The 19,968-nt window shown below is 60.5% G+C and carries 14 protein-coding genes; 7 read left to right on the top strand and 7 right to left on the bottom strand.

All coding sequences use genetic code 11. The features are described from left to right. Nucleotides 1-158 precede the first annotated feature (158 nt). Nucleotides 159-725 (top strand): TetR/AcrR family transcriptional regulator, encoded by a 567-nt coding sequence (locus M5B44_RS14955; RefSeq protein ID WP_192553512.1) that lies wholly within the window; start codon nucleotides 159-161, stop codon nucleotides 723-725. A gap of 83 nt (nucleotides 726-808) precedes the next feature. On the opposite strand, the gene M5B44_RS14950 is transcribed toward M5B44_RS14955, so the two are convergent. The 3 genes from M5B44_RS14950 to M5B44_RS14940 are packed head-to-tail and all read right to left on the bottom strand — an operon-like array spanning nucleotide 809 to nucleotide 6,533. Next, nucleotides 809-2,212: an efflux transporter outer membrane subunit gene (locus tag M5B44_RS14950; RefSeq protein ID WP_248739673.1), complete on the bottom strand. Its 1,404-nt coding sequence runs from the start codon at nucleotides 2,210-2,212 to the stop codon at nucleotides 809-811. Nucleotides 2,213-2,216: 4 nt separating this feature from the next. Beyond that, entirely contained in the window at nucleotides 2,217-5,348 is a 3,132-nt protein-coding gene (locus M5B44_RS14945) for an efflux RND transporter permease subunit (RefSeq protein WP_248739672.1), read from the bottom strand. 27 nt (nucleotides 5,349-5,375) lie between these two features. Beyond that, complete coding sequence (locus M5B44_RS14940) at nucleotides 5,376-6,533, bottom strand: MexC family multidrug efflux RND transporter periplasmic adaptor subunit (RefSeq protein WP_248739671.1); 1,158 nt, start codon at nucleotides 6,531-6,533, stop codon at nucleotides 5,376-5,378. Between the two features lie 118 nt (nucleotides 6,534-6,651). Between M5B44_RS14940 and M5B44_RS14935 the strand changes: the two genes are divergently transcribed. Next, entirely contained in the window at nucleotides 6,652-7,218 is a 567-nt protein-coding gene (locus M5B44_RS14935) for a TetR/AcrR family transcriptional regulator (protein ID WP_248739670.1), read from the top strand. Here M5B44_RS14935 and M5B44_RS14930 read toward each other — a convergent pair whose 3' ends face one another. After that, nucleotides 7,219-7,830 carry a dTMP kinase gene (locus tag M5B44_RS14930; protein ID WP_248739669.1) on the bottom strand — a complete coding sequence of 204 codons (612 nt, stop codon included), beginning with the start codon at nucleotides 7,828-7,830 and terminating at the stop codon, nucleotides 7,219-7,221. Nucleotides 7,831-7,978: 148 nt separating this feature from the next. Here M5B44_RS14930 and M5B44_RS14925 point away from each other — a divergent pair, with 148 nt between their 5' ends. The 3 genes from M5B44_RS14925 to M5B44_RS14915 all read left to right on the top strand — a co-directional run bounded on the left by M5B44_RS14925 (nucleotide 7,979) and on the right by M5B44_RS14915 (nucleotide 13,159). Continuing rightward, nucleotides 7,979-9,109 carry an aminotransferase class V-fold PLP-dependent enzyme gene (locus M5B44_RS14925; protein ID WP_248739668.1) on the top strand — a complete coding sequence of 377 codons (1,131 nt, stop codon included), beginning with the start codon at nucleotides 7,979-7,981 and terminating at the stop codon, nucleotides 9,107-9,109. A 274-nt stretch (nucleotides 9,110-9,383) separates the two neighbouring features. After that, nucleotides 9,384-11,789, top strand: a complete 2,406-nt coding sequence (locus M5B44_RS14920) for a glucose/quinate/shikimate family membrane-bound PQQ-dependent dehydrogenase (RefSeq protein WP_248739667.1) — start codon at nucleotides 9,384-9,386, stop codon at nucleotides 11,787-11,789. 83 nt (nucleotides 11,790-11,872) lie between these two features. Continuing rightward, on the top strand, nucleotides 11,873-13,159 hold the full coding sequence (locus M5B44_RS14915; protein ID WP_248739666.1) for a carbohydrate porin: 1,287 nt from the start codon (nucleotides 11,873-11,875) through the stop codon (nucleotides 13,157-13,159). Nucleotides 13,160-13,170: 11 nt separating this feature from the next. Here the strand turns inward: M5B44_RS14915 and M5B44_RS14910 are convergent, their stop codons facing one another. Beyond that, nucleotides 13,171-13,851: a DUF3313 domain-containing protein gene (locus tag M5B44_RS14910; protein ID WP_248739665.1), complete on the bottom strand. Its 681-nt coding sequence runs from the start codon at nucleotides 13,849-13,851 to the stop codon at nucleotides 13,171-13,173. Continuing rightward, on the bottom strand, nucleotides 13,851-14,177 hold the full coding sequence (locus tag M5B44_RS14905; RefSeq protein WP_248739664.1) for a hypothetical protein: 327 nt from the start codon (nucleotides 14,175-14,177) through the stop codon (nucleotides 13,851-13,853). Before M5B44_RS14905 ends, M5B44_RS14910 begins: the two co-directional genes overlap by 1 nt. 146 nt (nucleotides 14,178-14,323) lie before the next feature. Here M5B44_RS14905 and M5B44_RS14900 point away from each other — a divergent pair, with 146 nt between their 5' ends. Beyond that, nucleotides 14,324-15,049, top strand: coding sequence for a response regulator (locus tag M5B44_RS14900; RefSeq protein ID WP_134826812.1), 726 nt, complete (start codon nucleotides 14,324-14,326; stop codon nucleotides 15,047-15,049). Beyond that, nucleotides 15,046-16,380: an ATP-binding protein gene (locus tag M5B44_RS14895; protein WP_248739663.1), complete on the top strand. Its 1,335-nt coding sequence runs from the start codon at nucleotides 15,046-15,048 to the stop codon at nucleotides 16,378-16,380. The genes M5B44_RS14900 and M5B44_RS14895 overlap by 4 nt, the downstream gene beginning before the upstream one ends. 20 nt (nucleotides 16,381-16,400) lie before the next feature. Here the strand turns inward: M5B44_RS14895 and M5B44_RS14890 are convergent, their stop codons facing one another. Next, the gene (locus M5B44_RS14890) at nucleotides 16,401-19,904 is read right to left on the bottom strand and encodes an AAA domain-containing protein (protein WP_248739662.1); all 3,504 of its coding nucleotides are present in this window, start codon (nucleotides 19,902-19,904) and stop codon (nucleotides 16,401-16,403) included. Nucleotides 19,905-19,968: the final 64 nt, after the last annotated feature.

Below are 19,968 nucleotides of genomic sequence, written 5' to 3'. Positions count from 1 at the left end.
CCGCAATGGTGGTCATTATTGCAGACCTCGCGCGCATTGGATGTACTCAATCAACGGTGGACGATGCCTGGCCGGGGTTCCGGGGGAATTTCAACTGGTCGGGTACGGGCCTTTTCCTGCACAATCCCACGCACTGAAATTCGCTCCGAGACCCACTGATGTCCCTGACTCCCCAAGACGAACGACTCATCAAGGCACTGGCCCTGGCCATCGTTGATCGTCCACGCGCGACGCTCAAGGAACTGGCTGAAGCCGCCGGCGTCAGCAAGGCGACGCTGCACCGTTTCTGCGGCACCCGTGACAATCTGGTGCAGATCATGGAAAGCCACGGTGAGACCGTTCTGAACCAGATCACCACCACGACTGACCTGTTGAATGGCGATCCGGTGCAAGCCCTGCGCGGCTTGGTCAATGAGCATCTGGCACATCGTGAAATGCTGGTTTTCCTGCTCTTTCAATATCGCCCCGACACGTTCACCGACACCGATGAAGGCAAACGCTGGCAGTTTTACCTCGATGCCCTTGATGCCTTTTTTCTGCGCGGCCAGCAGTTGGGCGCATTCCGTATCGATATCACGGCGGCAGTCTTCACCGAGCTGTTCCTGACCATGATCTTCGCCATGGTCGATGCCGAGCGCCGTGGGCGTGCGGCCAGTGCCAACTCGGCCAATGTCGTGGAACAGATGTTCCTCCATGGCGCTGCCAACCCCGCCCGTCCTCAATAACGTTCCGCCAGGCAAAAAAAGCCCCGCGACCTCTCGGTTCACGGGGCTGAATGGCTGGACGTGCCAACCCAAAGGAGCTGTTGTCAGGACTTGTCTGGCGACCAGCCTCCGCCCAGCGAGCGGAACAGATCGACCAGGGCAATCTGCCGCTGGGTGCTGACTTCGATAAATGCCGTTTCGTTGACGAAACTGGTGCGCTGGGCATCGAGGTAGCGCAGGTGACTGTCGATGCCACCTTCGTAACGCGCCTTGGCCAGTTTCAGGGTTTCGCTGCTGGTGTTGGCCAATGCGCGTCGGGCCGCCTCTTCCCGGCGCAGGGTGTCGGTGGCGGCCAGTGCATCGGCGACCTCGCGAAACGCCGTCTGAATCGTGCCCTCATACGCTGCAACCGCCGAGTCCTTGCGCGCTTCCGCCAGGCTCAGGCCGGCACTGTTGCGCCCTGCATCGAACAACGGCAATGACAGGTTCGGCACAAAACTCCAGGACCGCGAGCCTCCGTCGAACAAGCCGGACATTTGCGCGCTGGACGTGCCGAAGCTGCCGGTCAGGCTGATACGCGGAAAGAACGCCGCCCGCGCAGCGCCGATGTCGGCATTGCGCGCCTGCAGTCGGTGCTCGGCGGCGAGGATGTCCGGTCGGCGCTCGATCAACGTGGAAGTGGTGTCAGGCGCAATGTCCTGAACCAGCATCGGCTCCGTCGACAGCCTCTCGGGAATCGACTTCGCGGCATCCTTGGTGCCGAGCAACAACACCAACGCGTTGAAGGCCTGCTGTTTCTGCCGCAGATTGCTTTCCTGTTCGGCGCGGGATTGCTCTACCAGCCCCAGTGCTTCCTGATAGTCCAGCGCTGTGGCCGTACCGTTCGAGCGGCGCTGGCTGATCAGCGCGAACGAGTACTCGCGGCTGATCAGGGTTTGTTGCGTCAGATCCAGACGACGCTGGGCGCCATCGTGAAGCAGATAAGCCTGGCTGACTTCGGCGATCAGGGCGATCTGCGCGGCGCGGGCCGCCTCTTCGGTCGCCAGATACTCCTGCAACGCAGAGTCAGTGAGGCTCTTTACCCGGCCGAACAGATCCAGCTCGTATTCAGGCAGCGACAGACCGACTTGATAAGTGCTGGCAACGCCTCCCCGACCGTCGCTGGCCAAATCCGCCGGCAAGCGCTGACGATTGCCGGAGGCGTTGGCACTCAATCCAGGAACCCGGTCGGCCCGCTGGATGCGGTATTGCGCCCGAGCCTGCTCGATGTCCAGAAGCGTCTGGCGCAGTGAGCGGTTGTTGTCCAGGGCGATCACCACCAAACGGCGCAACTCGGGATCGACGATAAACGTCTGCCACGCCAGTTGATTGATCGGACTGCCCTGCTTCGTCGTCTCTCCCGCCCAGTGCTCCGCAACCGGCGCAACTGGACGTTCATAAGTCGGTGCCAGCGAGCAACCGCCCAACAGCAGGGCGATCACCAGCGTAGAGAATGCCGAAATACGCATGGAATCACTCCTGAGCCAAAGCGGGTTGTTCGACAGGCGCGGGTTTGCTGCGCAACCGCGACAGCACCCAGACAAAACAGATCGGTACGAACAGCACACCCAGCAGCGTCGCGCTGAGCATCCCGCCGATCACGCCGGTACCGATTGCACGCTGACTCGCCGCCCCTGCCCCGGTGGCCAATGCCAGCGGCACCACACCGAGGATGAAGGCCATGGAAGTCATGACGATCGGACGGAAACGCAGGCGCGCGGCCTCAATGGCGGCGTCACGCAGGCTGTAGCCCTTCTCCCACAGCTCCTTGGCGAACTCGACGATAAGGATCGCGTTCTTCGCCGCTAGACCGATGATGGTGATCAGGCCCACCTTGAAGTACACGTCGTTGGGCATACCGGCGACCATCACCGCGAGTACCGCACCGATGGCACCGATCGGCACGATCAGCATCACCGTCAGCGGAATCGCCCAGCTTTCATACAGTGCAACCAGCAACAAGAACACCACGAGGATCGCCAGCGCGAAGAGTTGCGTCGCCTGGCCGCTGGAAACCTTTTCCTGATACGACAGCCCCGTCCACTCGTAGCTGAAACCTGCCGGCAATTGCGCGGCGATTCGCTCCATTTCCGCCATGGCTTCACCAGTGCTGTAGCCCGGTCCGGCATCACCGACGATGCGAATCGATGGGTAACCGTTGTAACGCACCACTTGCACCGGGCCTTCCTCCCAATGAGTGGTGACGAAGGCACTGAGCGGCACCAGATCGCCTGAATTGTTGTGCACGTACAGTTTGAGCACGCTTTCCGGGGTCATCCGGTCGCCCTGCTCGGCCTGCACCACTACACGTTGCTGACGGCCAGAGTTGGTGAAGTCGTTGATCACTTCGGAGCCGAATGCGGCGGACAACGCACTGCTGATGGACTCGAAACTCACGCCCAGGGTGCGCGCCTTGTCACGGTCAATCACCACTCGCAATTGTGGCGATTCGGCCAGACCTTCCATCATGGCGTAGAGGATTTTCGGGTTGCCGTTGGCCTGACCGAGCACCTGGTCACGGGCGGCGAGCAAGGCTTCGCGACCAAGGCCGGCACGATCCTGCAGACGCAACGCAAAACCACCGGAGTTACCCAAGCCATCAATCGGTGGCGGCGGCACCGCCATCACGGCACCGTCGTTGGTCACGGCAAATTGTTCGTTCAGCGCCATGACCTCGGCCATCGCCGATTGATCTTCGCCGCGCAGCGACCAGTCCTTGAACACCGGGAATGCCAGCGCCGCGTTATCGCCCATCCCGGAGAAGCTGAAACCCGAGACCAGGAACATCGACTGCACCGCGTCACGGGAGGCGAGATAGCGCTCAAGCTGTTCGCCGGTCGCTTCGGTACGGGTACGGGTTGCGCCCGGCGGCAACTGGACATCGACGATCATGTAGCCCTGGTCTTCCACGGGCACAAAGGATTCCGGCAGACGCAGGTAGAAGTAACCGAGCATCGCGATAATGCCGACGTACACCAGCATCATGCGGCCGGCACGGGCGACCAGTCCGTTGTTGAGGATAGAGTAACGCTCGGTGAGCCGTGCGAAGCCACGGTTGAAGGCGCCGAAGAAGCCGCGCTTTTCATGGTGCCCTTGCGGAATCGGCTTGAGCAGCGTGGCACACAGGGCCGGGGTGAACGTCAGCGCGAGGAAGCCCGAGAACAGGATCGACACCGCCAGCGACACCGAGAACTGCTGATAGATCACCCCCACCGAACCGGACATGAACGCCAGCGGCATGAACACTGCCGAGAGCACCAGGGTGATACCGATGATCGCACCGGATACCTGCCCCATGGCCTTGATCGTGGCATCGACCGGCGACAACCCTTCTTCGGCCATGATCCGTTCGACGTTCTCCACCACCACGATGGCGTCGTCCACCAGAATGCCGATGGCGAGGACCATGCCGAACATGGTCATCATGTTCACCGAGAAGCCCAGCAGGTACATCATCACCAGCGTGCCGAGCAGGCACACCGGCACCACGATCGACGGAATCAGCGTGTAGCGGATGTTCTGCAGGAACAGGAACATCACCAGGAATACCAGCACCATCGCCTCGATCAGGGTGTGAATCACCTTCTCGATGGCGACGTCGACGAAACGCGAGGTGTCGTAGGGAACGGAGTATTCCACGTCGTCCGGGAAGTACGCCGACAGTTCGGCCAGGCGTTCCTTGACGGCGGTTGCGGTCTGGATTGCGTTGGCGCCGGGGGACAACTGGATTGCTGCGGCCACGGCCGGTTTGCCGTTCAGGCGCGAGTTGAAGTTGTAGCTTTCCTGGCCGACCTCCACGCGGGCGACGTCGCCCAGCTTGACCGTCGAGCCGTCCTCGTTGGCACGCAGGACAATACGTGCGAACTCTTGCGGATTATCCAGCGTGCCTTTCACCGCCAGGGTCGCGGTCAGTTCCTGCTGGCTGCTGCTCGGCGTGCTGCCGAAGCTGCCGGCCGGCACCTGCACGTTCTGCCCGCGAATCGCGGTGCTCACGTCGTCGATGGACAGGCCGTAACCCACCAGTTTCTGCGGGTCGAGCCAGATGCGCATCGCAGCTTCGGATGAGAAGAATTGCAGCTTGCCGACGCCCGGCACCCGGCGCAGTTCGTTGTTGATGTTGCGCGCGGCGTAGTCGCCCAGCGCGGTCGTGTCGGTGTGTTGGGAGCCTTCCTTATAGTTGAGCGCATAGATCAGCAGGAAACCGGCGCTCGCCTGCTCCACTTCCAGACCCTGGGTCAGCACGGCTTGCGGCATGCGCGACTCAGCCTTTTTCAGGCGGTTTTGCACGTCGACCTGAGCGAGCTGCGGATCAGTGCCCGGCTGGAATGTCACCGCAATTTCGGCGATACCGTTGGAGTTGTTGGTCGACTCGAAATACAGCAGGTTCTTGGCACCGTTGAGCGACTCTTCGATCACGCTGGTGACCGAGTCCACCAGCACTTTCGCCGAGGCACCGGGATAGGTTGCCGTCACTTTGATCTGCGGCGGCGCAACGTCGGGATACTGCGCCACCGGCAGCATCGGGATGACCAGCAGGCCGGCCAGAGAGATGAACAGCGCCACCACCCAGGCAAAGTTCGGGCGTTTGATGAAAAACTTGGACATCGGGAAATCCTCGCGGCGACGGCGCCCTTATTGTTTCGACTCGGACGACTGAGCCACGGCCTGAGACTGACCCGGTACGACCTTGGCCCCCGGTTGCAGTCCGGCAAGACCACCGACGATCACTTGATCGCCCGCTTTCAGGCCTTCACTGATCTGCCAGCGCGAACCCTGCATGGCGCCGGTGACCACACTGCGCGCTTCGACCCGCTCGTCCGCGCCGACCACCATTACCTGTGCAGAACCATCGCTGCCCCGTTGCACCGAGCGTTGCGGCACGAGAATGGCCTGGCTGTCGGTGCCCTGTGGCGTGCGCACGCGGACATACATGCCCGGCAACAGCACGCCGTCGGTATTGGCGAATTTGCCGCGCAACGACACCTGCCCGGTGCCGCGATCCACCGCGACATCGGTAAACATCAGCGCACCCTGACGCTCGTAGTTAGTGCCATCGACACGAATCGACAGCGCCTTGTTGTCGTCGGCGGAGAGCTTTCCGTCCTTGAGCGATTCGCGCAGACGCAGCGCGTCGGCAGCCGATTGGGTGAAGTCGACGTAGACCGGATCCAGTTGCTGAATCCGCGCCATCAACGTCGCGTCCCCCTGCCCGACCAAGGCGCCTTCGGTGACCAGCGCACGGCCGACGCGGCCGGAAATCGGTGCCGTCACCGAGGCATAACCGAGGTTCAGCCGGGCACTTTGCAGATCGGCCTGGGCCGAACGCGTAGCTGCCTGAGCGCTGCGCAGATCCGCCATGGCGCTGTCGAAATCCTGCTGGCTGACCGCTTCGATCTTCACCAACGGTTCATAACGTTTGACCCGGGCCTGCGCCTCAAGCGCAACGGACTGGGCGCGAGCCAGTTCACCTTCAGCTCGCGACAACGCGGCTTTGAGCGGTGCCGGATCGATCTGGAACAACAGATCCCCGGCCTTCACATCCGCGCCTTCTTCAAAACGCTTCTGCATTACGATGCCCGGCACCCGAGCGCGTACTTCCGCGATGCGCATCGGTTCCACCCTGCCCGGCAGCTCCGACGTCAGCGCCAAAGGCTCGGTCTTCACTGCCACCACTTCTACCGGGCGCGCCACTTCCGCCACCGCCGCCTGTTCACTTGCCGGTCCACACCCGGCCAATGCAATGGCGACTGCCAGCGACCCCGCCATTCCTACCGCACGCAAATTGCCCATAACTCACCCAAGGCTTGATCGAATTTGGCGCGAATGCTACTTTTCAAATCCTAATGAGTCAATAATGTCTCATGTGAGTATTTTTTGAATCTTATATGAACACCGCTCAAGGCCTCTGATGAACTCGATTTCCCATGATGAACAGCTGCTCAAGTCGCTGACCCTGGCCGTGGCCAACCGGCCGCGGGCGACGATGAAGGAACTGGCGCAACAGGCAGGCGTGAGCAAGGCCACCCTGCACCGCTACTGCGGAACACGGGAAAACCTGACGGCCAAACTGGAAGAGCACGCCGAGGGCACGCTGAAGCTGATCATCGACAACGCCGGCCTGCAGCATCTGGAACCGCTGGAGGCGCTGCGCCGATTGATTCGCGAACACCTCGCCCACCGCGAGCTGCTGGCCTTTCTGATGGCGCAATACCGCCCTGACTTCCTCGACCTGGAACAGGGGGGCAGGCGCTGGCTGTTTTATCTGGAGGCGCTGGACAGGTTCTTTTTGCGAGGCCAACAGGCAGGATTGTTTCGCATCGATATCACTGCGGCGATCTTCACCGAGTTGTTCATATCGCTGGTCTACGGGCTGGTGGATGCCGAACTGCGCGGGCGTGCGGCCCATGCGGATTCGGCGCGGACGCTTGAACAAATGTTTTTGAATGGGGTGCTGGCTGTTCGGCGTCTTTCTTGATCAGCCAAACAATTTATGGATCTCGGAAACCACCTGCATAGTGGCGTCTTCGATCGTGCCTTCATTACGGCACAAAACCCAGCCGTGATCGGCAGCCGCTTGCTCGAACATCTCCGTACACGCGACATGTTCAGCGTGCCTCTGGATCACAGTACCGCCCAGTCCTCTGGATCGTGCCTTTGCCCTGGCCCATGAAATATCCGGCGCGGTGACGACGCCGACATGCAGGTCAGGCACCTGCACGTTTCGCTCGATATTCAACCGGAGAATCTCCGCAAACGGGACGGTATGGCGAAACGCGGCGTCCGACGGATACCAGCGATCGATCAGGATAATGCTGCCCGGCGGTTGTTCCGTCAGCACGTGCCGGGAGATCCAGCTCCGGCTATCAGCAAAGCGCTGACACACCGCCCACTCCAGATCCCGGGAGTGATTTCTGGCGAGTTCATTGACGAGGGCCATGGTGGCACCCCGGTGCGGATCGCTTTTTCTCTCGCAAAGCCGGATGACTTTCTTGTTGTCGGCCCTCAGTACTGCCGTCACCGCTTCCAGTAATGTGGTTTTGCCGGTTCCTTTTGGCCCATCCAGAGAAACAAACAGCGGACGATTCATTTTTCACACAACGATTGAGGCATTGATGACCACTCTATCCTCATTTCTGCATTTCACTCAGCTCATCCCTGCCCTTTGCCTAAACTTGCTTCCCGATGATGTTCGCCAGACCTTTTGACTGCCAGGGAATCACAGAAGGAGTCACCCCATGTCAAAGCTATACCCGAGTATCGATCCTGAGGGGTTGGTCGAGTACTCCGTGGTCTACACCGACCGCTCGCTCAACCACATGTCGCAGTCATTTCAAGGCGTCATGAAGAACATTTCCAGGACCCTGAAACAGGTCTACAACGCCGAGGCGGTTGCGGTGGTTCCGGGCAGCGGCACTTTCGGCATGGAAGCGGTGGCGCGACAGTTCGCCACCGGCCAGCAATGCCTGGTGATACGCAACGGCTGGTTCAGTTATCGCTGGAGCCAGATCCTTGAGACGGGCAACATCCCGGCGGCTACTACGGTGCTGAAAGCCCGACCGGTCGAAACGGGTCGCCAGGCCGCTTATGCCCCGGCCCCTCTGGACGAAGTCCTGGCAGCCATTCACACGCACAAGCCGCAGATTGTCTTTGCGCCCCACGTTGAAACCTCCTCAGGGATTATCCTGCCCGACGAGTACCTGCGGGCCGTCGGCGACGCCGTGCATGCGGTGGGTGGGCTGTTCGTGCTGGACTGCATCGCTTCCGGCACGCTTTGGGTTGATATGCACAAATGTGCCGTCGACCTGCTGATCAGCGCACCGCAGAAAGGCTGGAGCGCCTCGCCTTGCTGTGCCCTGGTGATGTTCAGCTCCCTGGCCCTCGAGCGCATCGAGCACACGCAAAGCAGCAGCTTCGCCTGCGACTTGAAGAAGTGGCTGCAGATCATGCAGGCCTACGAACAGGGCGGACATGCCTACCACGCGACCATGCCCAGTGATTCCCTCGCGCGGTTCAACGACGTAATGAACGAGACGCAAGCCTACGGTTTCGAAAAGGTCCGCGGCGAACAACAGGTTCTCGGTGACCGGGTGCGCGCAATGTTGACCGGCAAAGGCTTCAAAAGCGTGGCCGCCGCCGGCTTTCAGGCCCCGGGCGTCGTGGTGAGCTACACCGAAGATGCCGATATCAAAAACGGCAAGAAGTTTGCCAGCCACGGCCTGCAGATCGCCGCCGGGGTGCCGCTGCAATGCGACGAACCGGCCGACTTCCAGACCTTCCGTATCGGCCTGTTCGGACTGGAAAAGCTGCATAACATCGAGCGTACGGTCAGCACGCTTGAGCAGGCACTGAATGAGTGTGATGGTTAGCTAGGCCCTACTCTCGCCCGCAGCAAATACCGTTTCCGCCGATCCTGTTCGGCGGAAACCATCAGCCTTGATCAACCTGTCATAACTTCCATATCTGCTGGCAAATAAAAGATTTTTCCACCGTTCCTATTGTCCATGAGGACCCGCGAGGACAAGGCCAGCGTCGATTAGTCGCACCATTGAGCGCAAAAACCCCTTTCATTCTGAATTAGTGATTTAACTAGGTAGTTACCTAACGATATACTGCCCGCCTCATTTCAACGGGACATTCAACGTGAAGCAGAGTCAACGCCTCTCGGGCATATCAACATTCATTCTGGTCGGGCTCGGGGTGATCATCGCCCTGCTCGGCCTGGCACTGGCGGCTGGCGGTGTGAAATTGGTCAGCCTGGGAGGCTCCTGGTACTTCCTGGTGGGTGGTCTGGTCATGGCCCTGTCCGGTCTGCTGATCGCTCGCCGCAAGCCTGCCGGCGCCTGGCTGTTCGCAGCGTTTCTGGTCGGGACTGCGATCTGGGCAGTGAGCGACGCAGGCCTGGTGTTCTGGCCGGTGTTCTCGCGCCTGTTCATGTTCAGCGCCGTGGGTCTGGCAGTTGCGTTGGTCTACCCGATGCTGAAACGCGCCAATGGCGGCGTTGCGGGTCGCGGTGCTTACGGCGTTGCCGCTGTCCTGGCAGTTGGCCTGGCCGTGGCTGCCGGCAATATGTTCGTCGCGCACCCGACCGTCGCCCCTACCGGCACCGGCCCGGGCCTGACCCCGGTCGAGCCGGAAAAGGCGCAGAAAGACTGGGCGCACTACGGCAATACCGAAGGTGGCAGCCGCTTCGCCGCGCTGGACCAGATCAACCGCAGCAACGTCGACAAACTGAAAGTCGCGTGGACCTATCACACCGGCGACATCGCCGAGAGCGATGGCAATGGCGCCGAAGACCAGCTGACCCCATTGCAGATCGGCAACAAGGTGTTCATCTGCACCCCGCACAACAACCTGATTGCGCTGGATGCCGACACCGGTAAGGAACTCTGGAAAAACGCGATCAACGCCAAGTCCAAAGTCTGGCAGCGTTGCCGTGGCATGGCCTACTTCGATGCCAGCGCAGCCGTTGCCAAACCGGCCAGCTCGCCAGTCACCGAAGCCCCGGCCGCTCCTGCCGCCAACTGCACCCGCCGTCTGCTGACCAACACCATCGACGCCCGCCTGATCGCGGTCGATGCCGACACCGGCGAGTTCTGCCAGGGCTTCGGCAACAACGGCCAGGTTGATCTGAAGGCCGGTCTGGGTGATGTCCCGGACAGCTACTATCAACTGTCCTCCGCCCCTCTGATGGCCGGCACCACCGTGGTCGTTGGCGGTCGCGTGGCAGACAACGTGCAGACCGACATGCCGGGCGGCGTGATCCGTGGTTTCGACGTGATGACCGGTGCAATGCGCTGGGCTTTCGACCCGGGCAACCCGCAGGATAAAAAGGCCCCGGCCGATGGCAAGACCTATGTTCGCAGCACGCCGAACAGCTGGGCGCCGATGTCTTACGACCCGGCAACCAACACCGTGTTCTTGCCAATGGGCAGTTCGTCGACCGACATCTACGGTGTTGAACGCAACAAACTCGACCACACCTACGGCGCTTCGATCCTGGCGCTGGACGCCAACAGCGGCGAAGAAAAGTGGGTCTACCAGACCGTACACAACGATCTCTGGGACTTCGACCTGCCGATGCAGCCGAGCCTGATCGACTTCACCAAGGACGGCAAAACCGTACCTGCGCTGGTGATCGGCACCAAGGCCGGGCAGATCTACGTGCTGGATCGTGCCACCGGCAAGCCACTGACCGAAGTCAAAGAAGTACCGGTCAAGGCTTCGAACATTCCGAACGAACCGTACTCGCCAACCCAGCCGAAATCCGTGGGCATGCCGCAGATCGGTGCCCAGCACCTGACCGAGTCGGACATGTGGGGCGCCACCCCGTACGACCAGCTGCTGTGCCGGATCGATTTCAAGTCGATGCGTTACGAAGGCCTGTACACCGCGCCGGGCACCGACAAGTCCCTGAGCTTCCCGGGTTCGCTGGGCGGCATGAACTGGGGCAGCATCTCCACTGACCCGGTGCACGGTTTCATCTTCGTCAACGACATGCGTCTGGGTCTGTGGATTCAGATGATTCCGTCGCAGAACAAAGGTCAGGCAACCTCCGGTGGCGAAGCGCTGAACACCGGCATGGGCGCCGTTCCGCTGAAAGGCACGCCATACGCGGTGAACAAGAACCGCTTCCTGTCGGTGGCCGGCATTCCGTGCCAGGCACCGCCGTTCGGCACCCTGACCGCGATCGACATGAAGACCCAGAAAGTCGCCTGGCAGGTTCCGGTCGGCACTGTTGAAGACACCGGTCCACTGGGCATCCGCATGCACCTGCCGATCAAGATCGGTCTGCCGACCCTCGGCGGCACCCTGTCGACCCAAGGTGGCCTGATCTTCATCGCCGGCACCCAGGACTTCTACCTGCGCGCCTACAACAGCGGCAACGGTGAAGAAATCTGGAAAGCCCGCCTGCCGGTCGGCAGCCAGGGCGGCCCGATGACTTACGTTTCGCCGAAAACCGGCAAGCAGTACGTGGTCATCACCGCTGGCGGCGCCCGTCAGTCGACTGATCGTGGTGACTACGTCATGGCGTACGCCCTGCCGTAAACCGCTGCGCCCTCCTTCATTTCACTGCGCGCGGCACCTTCGGGTGTCGCGCCGTTTCATGTTCCTGGCTCTGGATTTCAGCAATGTCATTCGTTGTTCGTTTTTCCCACACTGGCGTACTGCTCGCTCTTGCCTGCAGCACCGCCCTGCCCGCTTTCGCTGACACCGATTCGAACGTGTTCACCCGCAACACCCTGACCGGCGACTGGGGCGGCCTGCGCCACCAGCTCGACGAAGACGGCGTCAAGTTCACCGGCGACTACACCGGCGAAACCGCCTACAACGCCGATGGCGGTTTGCATCGCTCCGCCCGTTACTCACAGAACATCAAGCTCGGCGCGCAATTTGATCTGAGCAAAATCTATGGCGTCGACAACGCCGGCAAGGTCCAGCTGACCATCAACGACCGGCGCGGCAACAGCGCCTCGGAAGATCTGGTCGGCAACCGTCTGCCGATCCAGGAAAACTACGGCGGCCTCTACACCCGCCTGACCGAACTGAGTTATGAGCGCACCCTGTTCACGCCGGCACTAAACGTCAAACTCGGCTACATGGCCATGGGCAACGACCTCGGCGGCCTCGACAGCGGCATTCTCTGCAACTTCATGAACGCCGGTTTCTGCGGTCATCCGCTGAACATGTCCGGCGGCAGCGGCTGGACCAACTACCCCAACGCGCACCTGGGCGTGCGGGTGAAATACGACCTGTCGCCGGAATGGCAACTGCGCGTGGCCGCGTTCAACGTCGATCCCGAAAGCAACGGCAACTCCAGCCGCGCCTGGCACCTGGGACCGAAACACACCACCGGCACCGTGGTGCCTGTCGAACTGGTCTACAAACATGCGGGCACCCTGCCTGGCGAGTACAAGCTCGGTTATTACTACGACAGCTCCGACGTGAAACGCATCGGCAGCGACAAGGAAGTGTCCGGTCGCGGCGGCCATTACCTGCTGATCGATCAGGCCGTGTGGAGTTCGCCAACGTCCGAAGGCCGCAGCCTGCACACCTTCGGTCAATACTCGGCGGCCAGCGAAGCGGCTTCGCCGTTCAGCAAGTGGTATGGCGCCGGCGTGGTCCTGTACAAACCGTTCGAAGGCCGCCCGCGCGACACCGTCGCCCTGGGCTACGGTCGGGCCGTGCAAAACCCGCGCAGCCGCGACGTGCAACAAGACGCCGCACTGGCCAACGGCACGCCGCTCTCTAATATCGACGGCGCTGAACAACTGATCGAGCTCGGATACGGCTATCAAGCCACCCCGTGGCTGACCCTACGCCCGAACCTGCAGTACATCATCGAGCCGGGCGCGTTCTCCGGTCAGGACATCGACAATGCACTGGTGGTGGGCCTACAGGTAAAAGCGGCGCTGTGACGTAGCGGTTGTCACCGCGCGGTCACCTTGCGCGCGGTGACACAGGTCTGGCTCAGATCGCTGGCCCAACCGTCGAGCACGCCTTTGACGTTCTCGGCGGTCATCACTTGTTTGTCGTTTTCCAATGGCACGCCCGTGCCCTTGCGCACGACTTTCGCCACCACCTCGCCGGTGGATCCGTCCTCGATCGACACTTCCGTGGCGATTTCACTGTCCTGATCACGAATCCCGGCAGCGGTGCTCACGCCGGCCGCGACCAGCGTGATCGGCAGCCATTCGTAGTACCGCAGACCCTGAGTGCTGGTGGCGACTTGCGTGATCGCGGGTCGCACAACCAGTGTGTTCGGGCCGGGCGCGGATGCCAGTGGCAACGTTTTGCCCAGTTCCTGCCTGAGGGCTGCGTCGTAGTAGTGGGTCACACCGGACAACGTGGTCTGCGGAATTCGCCCCGTGGGCTGAACCTGCGGATAAAACTGGCTCGGCGCCAGATAAACCCGGGTGTAACGCCCAGTCGCCAACGCCGGGCTGACCCAGCTCAGAACCGTCTGCCCCGACGGCGTCTGCTGCTCCTTCAACATGCTGTAGTCGTTGAGAAACCCGGAATACATGTCCGGTTCGACTTTTTTGCTGCTGCAGGCCGACAGGCCCAATGTGGCAGCCAACAACAGCACCAGCGAATGACGGTTTCTCATCAATGCGCTTCCCCTGCGGTCTGAATCTGGCCGAACGGCGTGTTTTCAGAACACTCGATGCGCAACTGGCCGTGGGTCATGATCCAGTGGATGAATTCGGTCGTGGGGATGGAGTGGATGTATTCCACCCAATGACTGTCGGCCGGACTGAAGCGCTCGAAGTAGCGGCGCATGACGAGTTGGCTCTGGTCCGGAGCGATTCCCAGGCAGGTTTCCTGGAAAAAGATCGGCGCGTTGAAAACGCTGCTAGTGGTGCGCTGGGTCAGAATCAGTGGGCGCACGGCACCATGCCCCTGAGTGGAATAAGCGCTTTTCATATCCTTCATATGAACCCCCTTGGATGGAATGCCGGCAGAGTGCCCGAGGTTTTTTGCCCGAGGATGTCCGGCTGATGTCCGTCCGGAAGGAATGTTGCTGGATTGAAATAAATGACCCCGCCTTCGAAATGGTTTTAGATGCCCTCTTTTGATTCATGGATCCTGCAAACGTGAGCAGACTGCTGATCGTCGATGACGACGTGGAAATTCTGTCCCTGCTGAAGAAATTCTTCGTTCAGCACGCCTACGAAGTCGAAGTGGTAACGGATGGCCAGGCCATGTGGGCGGCCATTGACCGGGCGCGGCCGGACACGATCATTCTCGACCTGATGCTGCCGGGTGAAGGCGGTTTGAGCCTGTGCCAGAAAATCCGCGCGCAGATGGGGATCCCGATCATCATGCTGACGGCGATGGCCGAGCTGAGTGACCGGATTGTCGGTCTGGAACTGGGGGCCGACGATTACCTGACCAAGCCCTTCGCGCCTCAGGAATTGCTGGCCCGGGTGCGCGCACTGCAACGCCGCGCCGGCGAACACGGCCACCGCACCAGCGAGCCCGCACGCCCGGTCATGACCTTCGCCGGTTGGCACCTGGACATTACCTGCCGTGAGCTGCGCTCACCCGAGGGCGTGATGATTCCGATGTCCGGCGGGGAATTTGATCTGCTGCTGGTCTTTCTCGAACATCCGCAACGCATCCTGACCCGCGAACAACTGATCGACCTGACCCACGGCCAGGGCCACGACGCCTTTGATCGCAGCATCGACGTGCAGGTCAGCCGCTTGCGGCGCAAGATCGAACCGGACAGCAAGCGTCCGGACCTGATCCGCACCGTGCGCAACGGCGGCTACATGTTCACCGCCAAGGTCAGCCGCTCATGATCGGTCGACTCTTGCGTCGCGACACCCTCAGTCGGCGGATCGCCTTGACGATTGTCGCGGCGATGCTCGCCTCACTGCTGCTCAATGCCCTGTTCGTGCAGGTGGCGGGCATCTGGGCCCGTCCGCCCATCGAACGCACCGGCCTTTTGGAACGAATTGCGGCGACCACACGAGTGATCGAAGCGGCGCCCGCCCCATTGCGCCCGCAGCTGGCGAGCGCCGCCAGCACCCCGACGCTTGAAGTGGTGTGGAATGCACAGCGCGCCTCATTCAATTTCCCCGGGGACGGCGCCGCGGTCGAGACCTCGAAAATTCCGGCGCTGGAGCAATTGCTGGGCAGTCATCGGGAAGTCGAAGTGTTCAATCCTGACGACTGGCCGGCCGGCAGTGCGCAGGCTCACTATGTCGCCCTCATCCCTTTGACCGATGGCAGTTGGCTGTCCTTCACGCCGCCGGAGCGTAGCTGGGGCCTGACCCTGAACGCCCGGATCGCGGTGATTGCCTCTCTCGGCCTGATCGCCACGTTGCTGGTTGCCTGGATCGCCACCCGCCAACTGGCCAATCCGCTGCAACGCTTTGCCGGGGCCGCCAGGCGTTTTGGCGTCGACCTGAACGCACCGCCCATCGAGATCGAAGGGCCCCATGAAATCCGCCAGGCCATCATCGCCTTCAACGCGATGCAGGCGCAGATCCAGCATTTCATCGGTGAGCGCACGCATATGCTCGCGTCCATCTCCCATGATTTGCGCGCGCCTCTGACCCGGATGCGCCTGCGCAGCGAGTTCATGGAAGACCTGGATCATCAGCAGAAACTGATTCGCGACATCGAAGAAATGCAATCGATGATCAACGCCGCCCTGGCGTTTTTCCGCGAAGGTACACAGCTCGAGCAACCCACGGCGTTCGATCTGTCGGAACTGCTGCAAACCATCCTCGACGACTACCGTGACCAGCACATCCTCATCGACTTCAACGGCCCGGCCCACCTGGTCTACGACGGCCGACCGCTGAGCCTCAAGCGGGTGATCGTCAACCTGCTGGAAAACGCCGTGAAATACGGCGAACGCCCGCGCATCGCACTCAGCCGCAACGCGCACTCGATCTGCATCGAAGTCTGCGACGAAGGCCCGGGTATTCCCGAAGACGCGCTGCAACGGGTGTTCGACCCGTTCTTCCGCCTCGAAACCTCGCGCAACCGCGAAACCGGCGGCGTCGGGCTTGGCCTCTCGGCGGCCCGGGCGATCGTGCGTGAACAGGGCGGCGAACTGACCTTGAGCAATCGCAAGGGCTCGGGGCTGGTGGCGAGGGTCCAATTGCCTTTGATGGATTGAGGCAGCTCGCTCCGCAGAATCTACAGTTCGACAGAAGTCGTTCGTCGCGCCAGACTCGCTCGATTGATCGTCAGCTCGCCACTCACGTCCGGGCCTCGATAAACCATGGATGTTTCATGGTGCACATAATCGCCATAGCGCTGCGCGCTCAACCAGTTGAACGAGCCGACGCAGAGCAGTTCTTCGTCAGCCATCACGATTTTGCTGTGCACCTTGTTAACCAGCCGCACCTGAATATCCCGGGCTTGCAGCGTACTGATCGCCTCCTTGAATTGCGCGATCTTGGTCGAGTCACCCGGATCCGTGGCGTGTCTGATATCGGTATTGAATCGCAGGTCGGTGTAAACCACGACCTGGACCCCCCGCTCCACGGTGCTGCCCATCAAGTCCAGTGCACCGCTTTCCTGCATCCAGCGTAACTTCACCCAGGGCGTCACAATTTGCACCTGTTGACGCGCCGTTCCCAGTGTTTGCATCAGAAATCGATCGTGCTCATCCACTTCATGCAGGTGGCTCAAACCGGTTCGCATGGTCTGCAGATCTTCACGGGGCTGGTAAACGAACGAAAGCTCGTTCGCCGGATCCGCCAGCAGAAACCGGGCCAGTCGCCCGCGTGGCTTGCTGATCGGAACCTGGCTGAACAGGTCCATGTCGCCAAACACCAGGAAACTGTCCTTGGCACGGGAAACCGCAACATTGAGCATGCTGTCCCTGCGGTCGATAAATTCCCCATCAGCATGTTTTGAATAAACAGCGGAAAAAATGACCACTGCACGTTCCGCGCCTTGAAACGAGTGCACCGTGCCAACGGTCAACTCGCCCTCGCCTTTTCCGGTTCTTATGCCTAGCGCGGCGCAAGCCTGGACAATTGCCTGGGTTTGAGCTCCGAAAGGCGTGATCACCCCGAGTATTTCCCACAACGGTTTGTTGTAGCGGGTTGTCAGCTCAGTAGCGTTGGCCTGAATCCATTTCGCGATCGTCTGCGCCTCCAGCAGGTTGCGACGACTGCCACCATTATGCTGCTGACACAAACCGTCAATATGCAGATAGCCCAGCCCCGGCAAGCCACCGTGCGGTTTTGGTCCTCGTCTTGGTTGCAGCTTGCCCTTGTAACAAAGGGCATTGCAGTAATCGATGATCGAGTCGTAACAGCGTCGGTGTTCGTATAGGTAGATACCCCGGTCAAGTTCTCGGTCGTAGTGATAACGGCTGGTCGACTGAGCGACCGCCATGACGCTGCCATTGGCCGCACTACGACCGCCCTCGCAAAAATCAGCATAGTCGTCATCGACTTGATCCCGAGCGAGCAAACCGGCACTCAGCAGGTTTCCGATATCGACGGCCGCCGGAATCGACCAGATCGGTTCAATCTGCCGGGTGTCGCCAATCACGAGGGCTCGTTTGGCCAGTGCAAATGAGGGCGCAGCGACTTCAGGCAGCACCTGGCCGGCCTCATCGACAATCAGCAGATCAATGAAATTGAGTGCGTAATCGTCGACGTACCCATTGCCATCATGTCGCGAGCAGGACATTTCTGTGGGTAGCCTGAAGAAAGTGGCCACGACACAGGGCGTAAGCTTCATCCATCGGCGCCAGTTTTTCTCAAGGGTCTTGCGCCCTGTCTTTGTGCGACTTTTCAAAATGTCCGGCAACGTTCGCGTAACTTCCAACAGCCAGCGGCCCTCCCAATAGTGGGTCGTCAGCAGAAAGATTTCGAAGCGTAGCGAGGTGTCAGCCCAATTATCGCAATCGTCCAGAGTTACTTCGCCAGCAGGTTTGTCGTCCGGCACGGGTAAAACACCGATCACGGCTTGCCAGTTCATGACCTCGCGTTGCTCGCTCGCCAGCAATTTCTGCACTTCATGCAGCCGCGCCATGATCGTAGCGCAGGCCTGCTCGGCGTCAGTCACGGAGCTCGCCAGACGAGATTCGATTTCGCTGACAGTACGTGCACTTTCTACTTCGATGCAGGCATCCTCGAGCTGTAGTTTCGCCAGCCGCAGACGTTTGCTGGCGATCGGCCCGATCCAGCCAAACAGCGTGTAGATCAACGGTTCATGAGCCAGGTACCGTTTGAACGTTTTCAGCCAGCCTTGTGCTGTTGCTGCTTGTTGCGTCCGCTCCAGATGCTGTGCCTGGATTCGCTCGACTGCTGACTGGGGGCTATCACCGAGCTGCGCCCGAACTGCCTCACGAACGGTGACCAGCCTGCCCCATGCCTGCTCGACGTCGGAGAGATGTTGCTGGCGTACCCGGATCGCATCCTGGAGCCGGTCGACGACGCGTTGCAGGTCTGGCTCCGGCTCATCTGCAAAGGCAATCGCAGCCTTGGCCATGTAGGTCTGTCGGGCCTTTTGCAGGTAATCCTGCGATTCAAGTTCGGTATAGAAGCTTTTGGTCTGGTAGGTGCGGGCCATTTCCGCTTCGGCCGAAACCTTGGGAAAATAGGCGCCAAAGCTTTTTATGTCTGGAAGCCAACGCCCTGCAAATGGACCACTTCCGTGGGCAAAATCCTTGCCGAATGCATTGATGATGTTCGTCACAGCCTGGTTGTTGGTAGAGCTTGCGACGATTACCGGTGGTTCGCCTCCCTCCAGGGCTGCCTTGGCCCAGAGCGAAGCAACGACCGACAGAAGCAATGTAGTTTTACCCGTCCCCGGCGGCCCGTTGATTGCCAATACATCACCTGGCTCGGCAACCAGCAGATGTGCCAGGCCATCGCGCTGAGCAGGCGCCAGGGCAAATTGATCGCCCGAGTGCCCCAGCCGTGCGGAAAACTGGCTATTGGCAGGCAGGCAGTCCTGGTCCGGACTGGGCTCTCTCTGAGCGAAACGTTCAAACAACGGCGTTTTGGGCTTGCTGTCGCGCAGGTAATCGTAAAGCGCGACGATATGACGGCTGAACCCGTCAGCTTTGGTTTCCTTGAACAAATAGCCGAAGTTGGTCAGATCAAAGCCGTCTTCCGTCCCGTCCCAGCCATTGCAGATCTGATCGACCATGTTTTCGCAAAACTGCAGATAGCTATTCCATCGTTCAAGATATGGCGCCGAGGCGAACTCTTCTCCCTGCGCTGGAGGATCGATATGCGGAACTTTCTCTCTGGATAGAAAACCGTCCAGTTCCGTCTGTGCCCCGATTGCAAAGTTGTCGCGATCCAGCGGCTCGAGAATGTCACGGGGAATCAACGTGTTCGCTGTGGGATAGATACGACCATCCCGGGTGACGAGCACTCGACAAATGACCGGGGTAACGAACACCGGTAGGCCGTTGCGCGTCTTGCGATGCTCCAGCCTCGACTTGTAAACGAAGGGACGCAGAGTCACTTCCACAGAGGATGCTCTGGCAGGTTCGTCTGCAAACAGCACGTCAGTCTGCTCTGCCGGCACACAGCCGGCGAGTAACGAGTCCCGGGGCACGACTGTCAGTTTGGCGGCTTGAAGCACAGACAGGCTTCCATTGCCGTTTTCAGCATCTGCGAGGGAGTTACGCCAGTAGTTGGCGAGTTTGATGGAGTAGTCGTTCATCGTCCTGATTCACTGGGCACCGTCACTCACTGTGACGTTTCATGGATGGGAATGGGGCGCGAGA

The organism is Pseudomonas sp. MWU12-2029, from assembly GCF_023242425.1.
Classification (GTDB): Bacteria; Pseudomonadota; Gammaproteobacteria; order Pseudomonadales; family Pseudomonadaceae; genus Aquipseudomonas; species Aquipseudomonas kribbensis.
This window is presented reverse-complemented; position numbering and strand designations above follow the sequence as displayed.

What these genes read in the sequence shown, in the direction of transcription:
- M5B44_RS14955 (WP_192553512.1), top strand. Translation starts at nt 159, where the DNA reads ATGTCCCTGACTCCCCAAGACGAACGACTCATCAAGGCACTGGCCCTG.
- M5B44_RS14950 (WP_248739673.1), bottom strand. Translation starts at nt 2,212, where the DNA reads ATGCGTATTTCGGCATTCTCTACGCTGGTGATCGCCCTGCTGTTGGGC.
- M5B44_RS14945 (WP_248739672.1), bottom strand. Translation starts at nt 5,348, where the DNA reads ATGTCCAAGTTTTTCATCAAACGCCCGAACTTTGCCTGGGTGGTGGCG.
- M5B44_RS14940 (WP_248739671.1), bottom strand. Translation starts at nt 6,533, where the DNA reads ATGGGCAATTTGCGTGCGGTAGGAATGGCGGGGTCGCTGGCAGTCGCC.
- M5B44_RS14935 (WP_248739670.1), top strand. Translation starts at nt 6,652, where the DNA reads ATGAACTCGATTTCCCATGATGAACAGCTGCTCAAGTCGCTGACCCTG.
- M5B44_RS14930 (WP_248739669.1), bottom strand. Translation starts at nt 7,830, where the DNA reads ATGAATCGTCCGCTGTTTGTTTCTCTGGATGGGCCAAAAGGAACCGGC.
- M5B44_RS14925 (WP_248739668.1), top strand. Translation starts at nt 7,979, where the DNA reads ATGTCAAAGCTATACCCGAGTATCGATCCTGAGGGGTTGGTCGAGTAC.
- M5B44_RS14915 (WP_248739666.1), top strand. Translation starts at nt 11,873, where the DNA reads ATGTCATTCGTTGTTCGTTTTTCCCACACTGGCGTACTGCTCGCTCTT.
- M5B44_RS14910 (WP_248739665.1), bottom strand. Translation starts at nt 13,851, where the DNA reads ATGAGAAACCGTCATTCGCTGGTGCTGTTGTTGGCTGCCACATTGGGC.
- M5B44_RS14905 (WP_248739664.1), bottom strand. Translation starts at nt 14,177, where the DNA reads ATGAAGGATATGAAAAGCGCTTATTCCACTCAGGGGCATGGTGCCGTG.
- M5B44_RS14900 (WP_134826812.1), top strand. Translation starts at nt 14,324, where the DNA reads ATGGATCCTGCAAACGTGAGCAGACTGCTGATCGTCGATGACGACGTG.
- M5B44_RS14895 (WP_248739663.1), top strand. Translation starts at nt 15,046, where the DNA reads ATGATCGGTCGACTCTTGCGTCGCGACACCCTCAGTCGGCGGATCGCC.
- M5B44_RS14890 (WP_248739662.1), bottom strand. Translation starts at nt 19,904, where the DNA reads ATGAACGACTACTCCATCAAACTCGCCAACTACTGGCGTAACTCCCTC.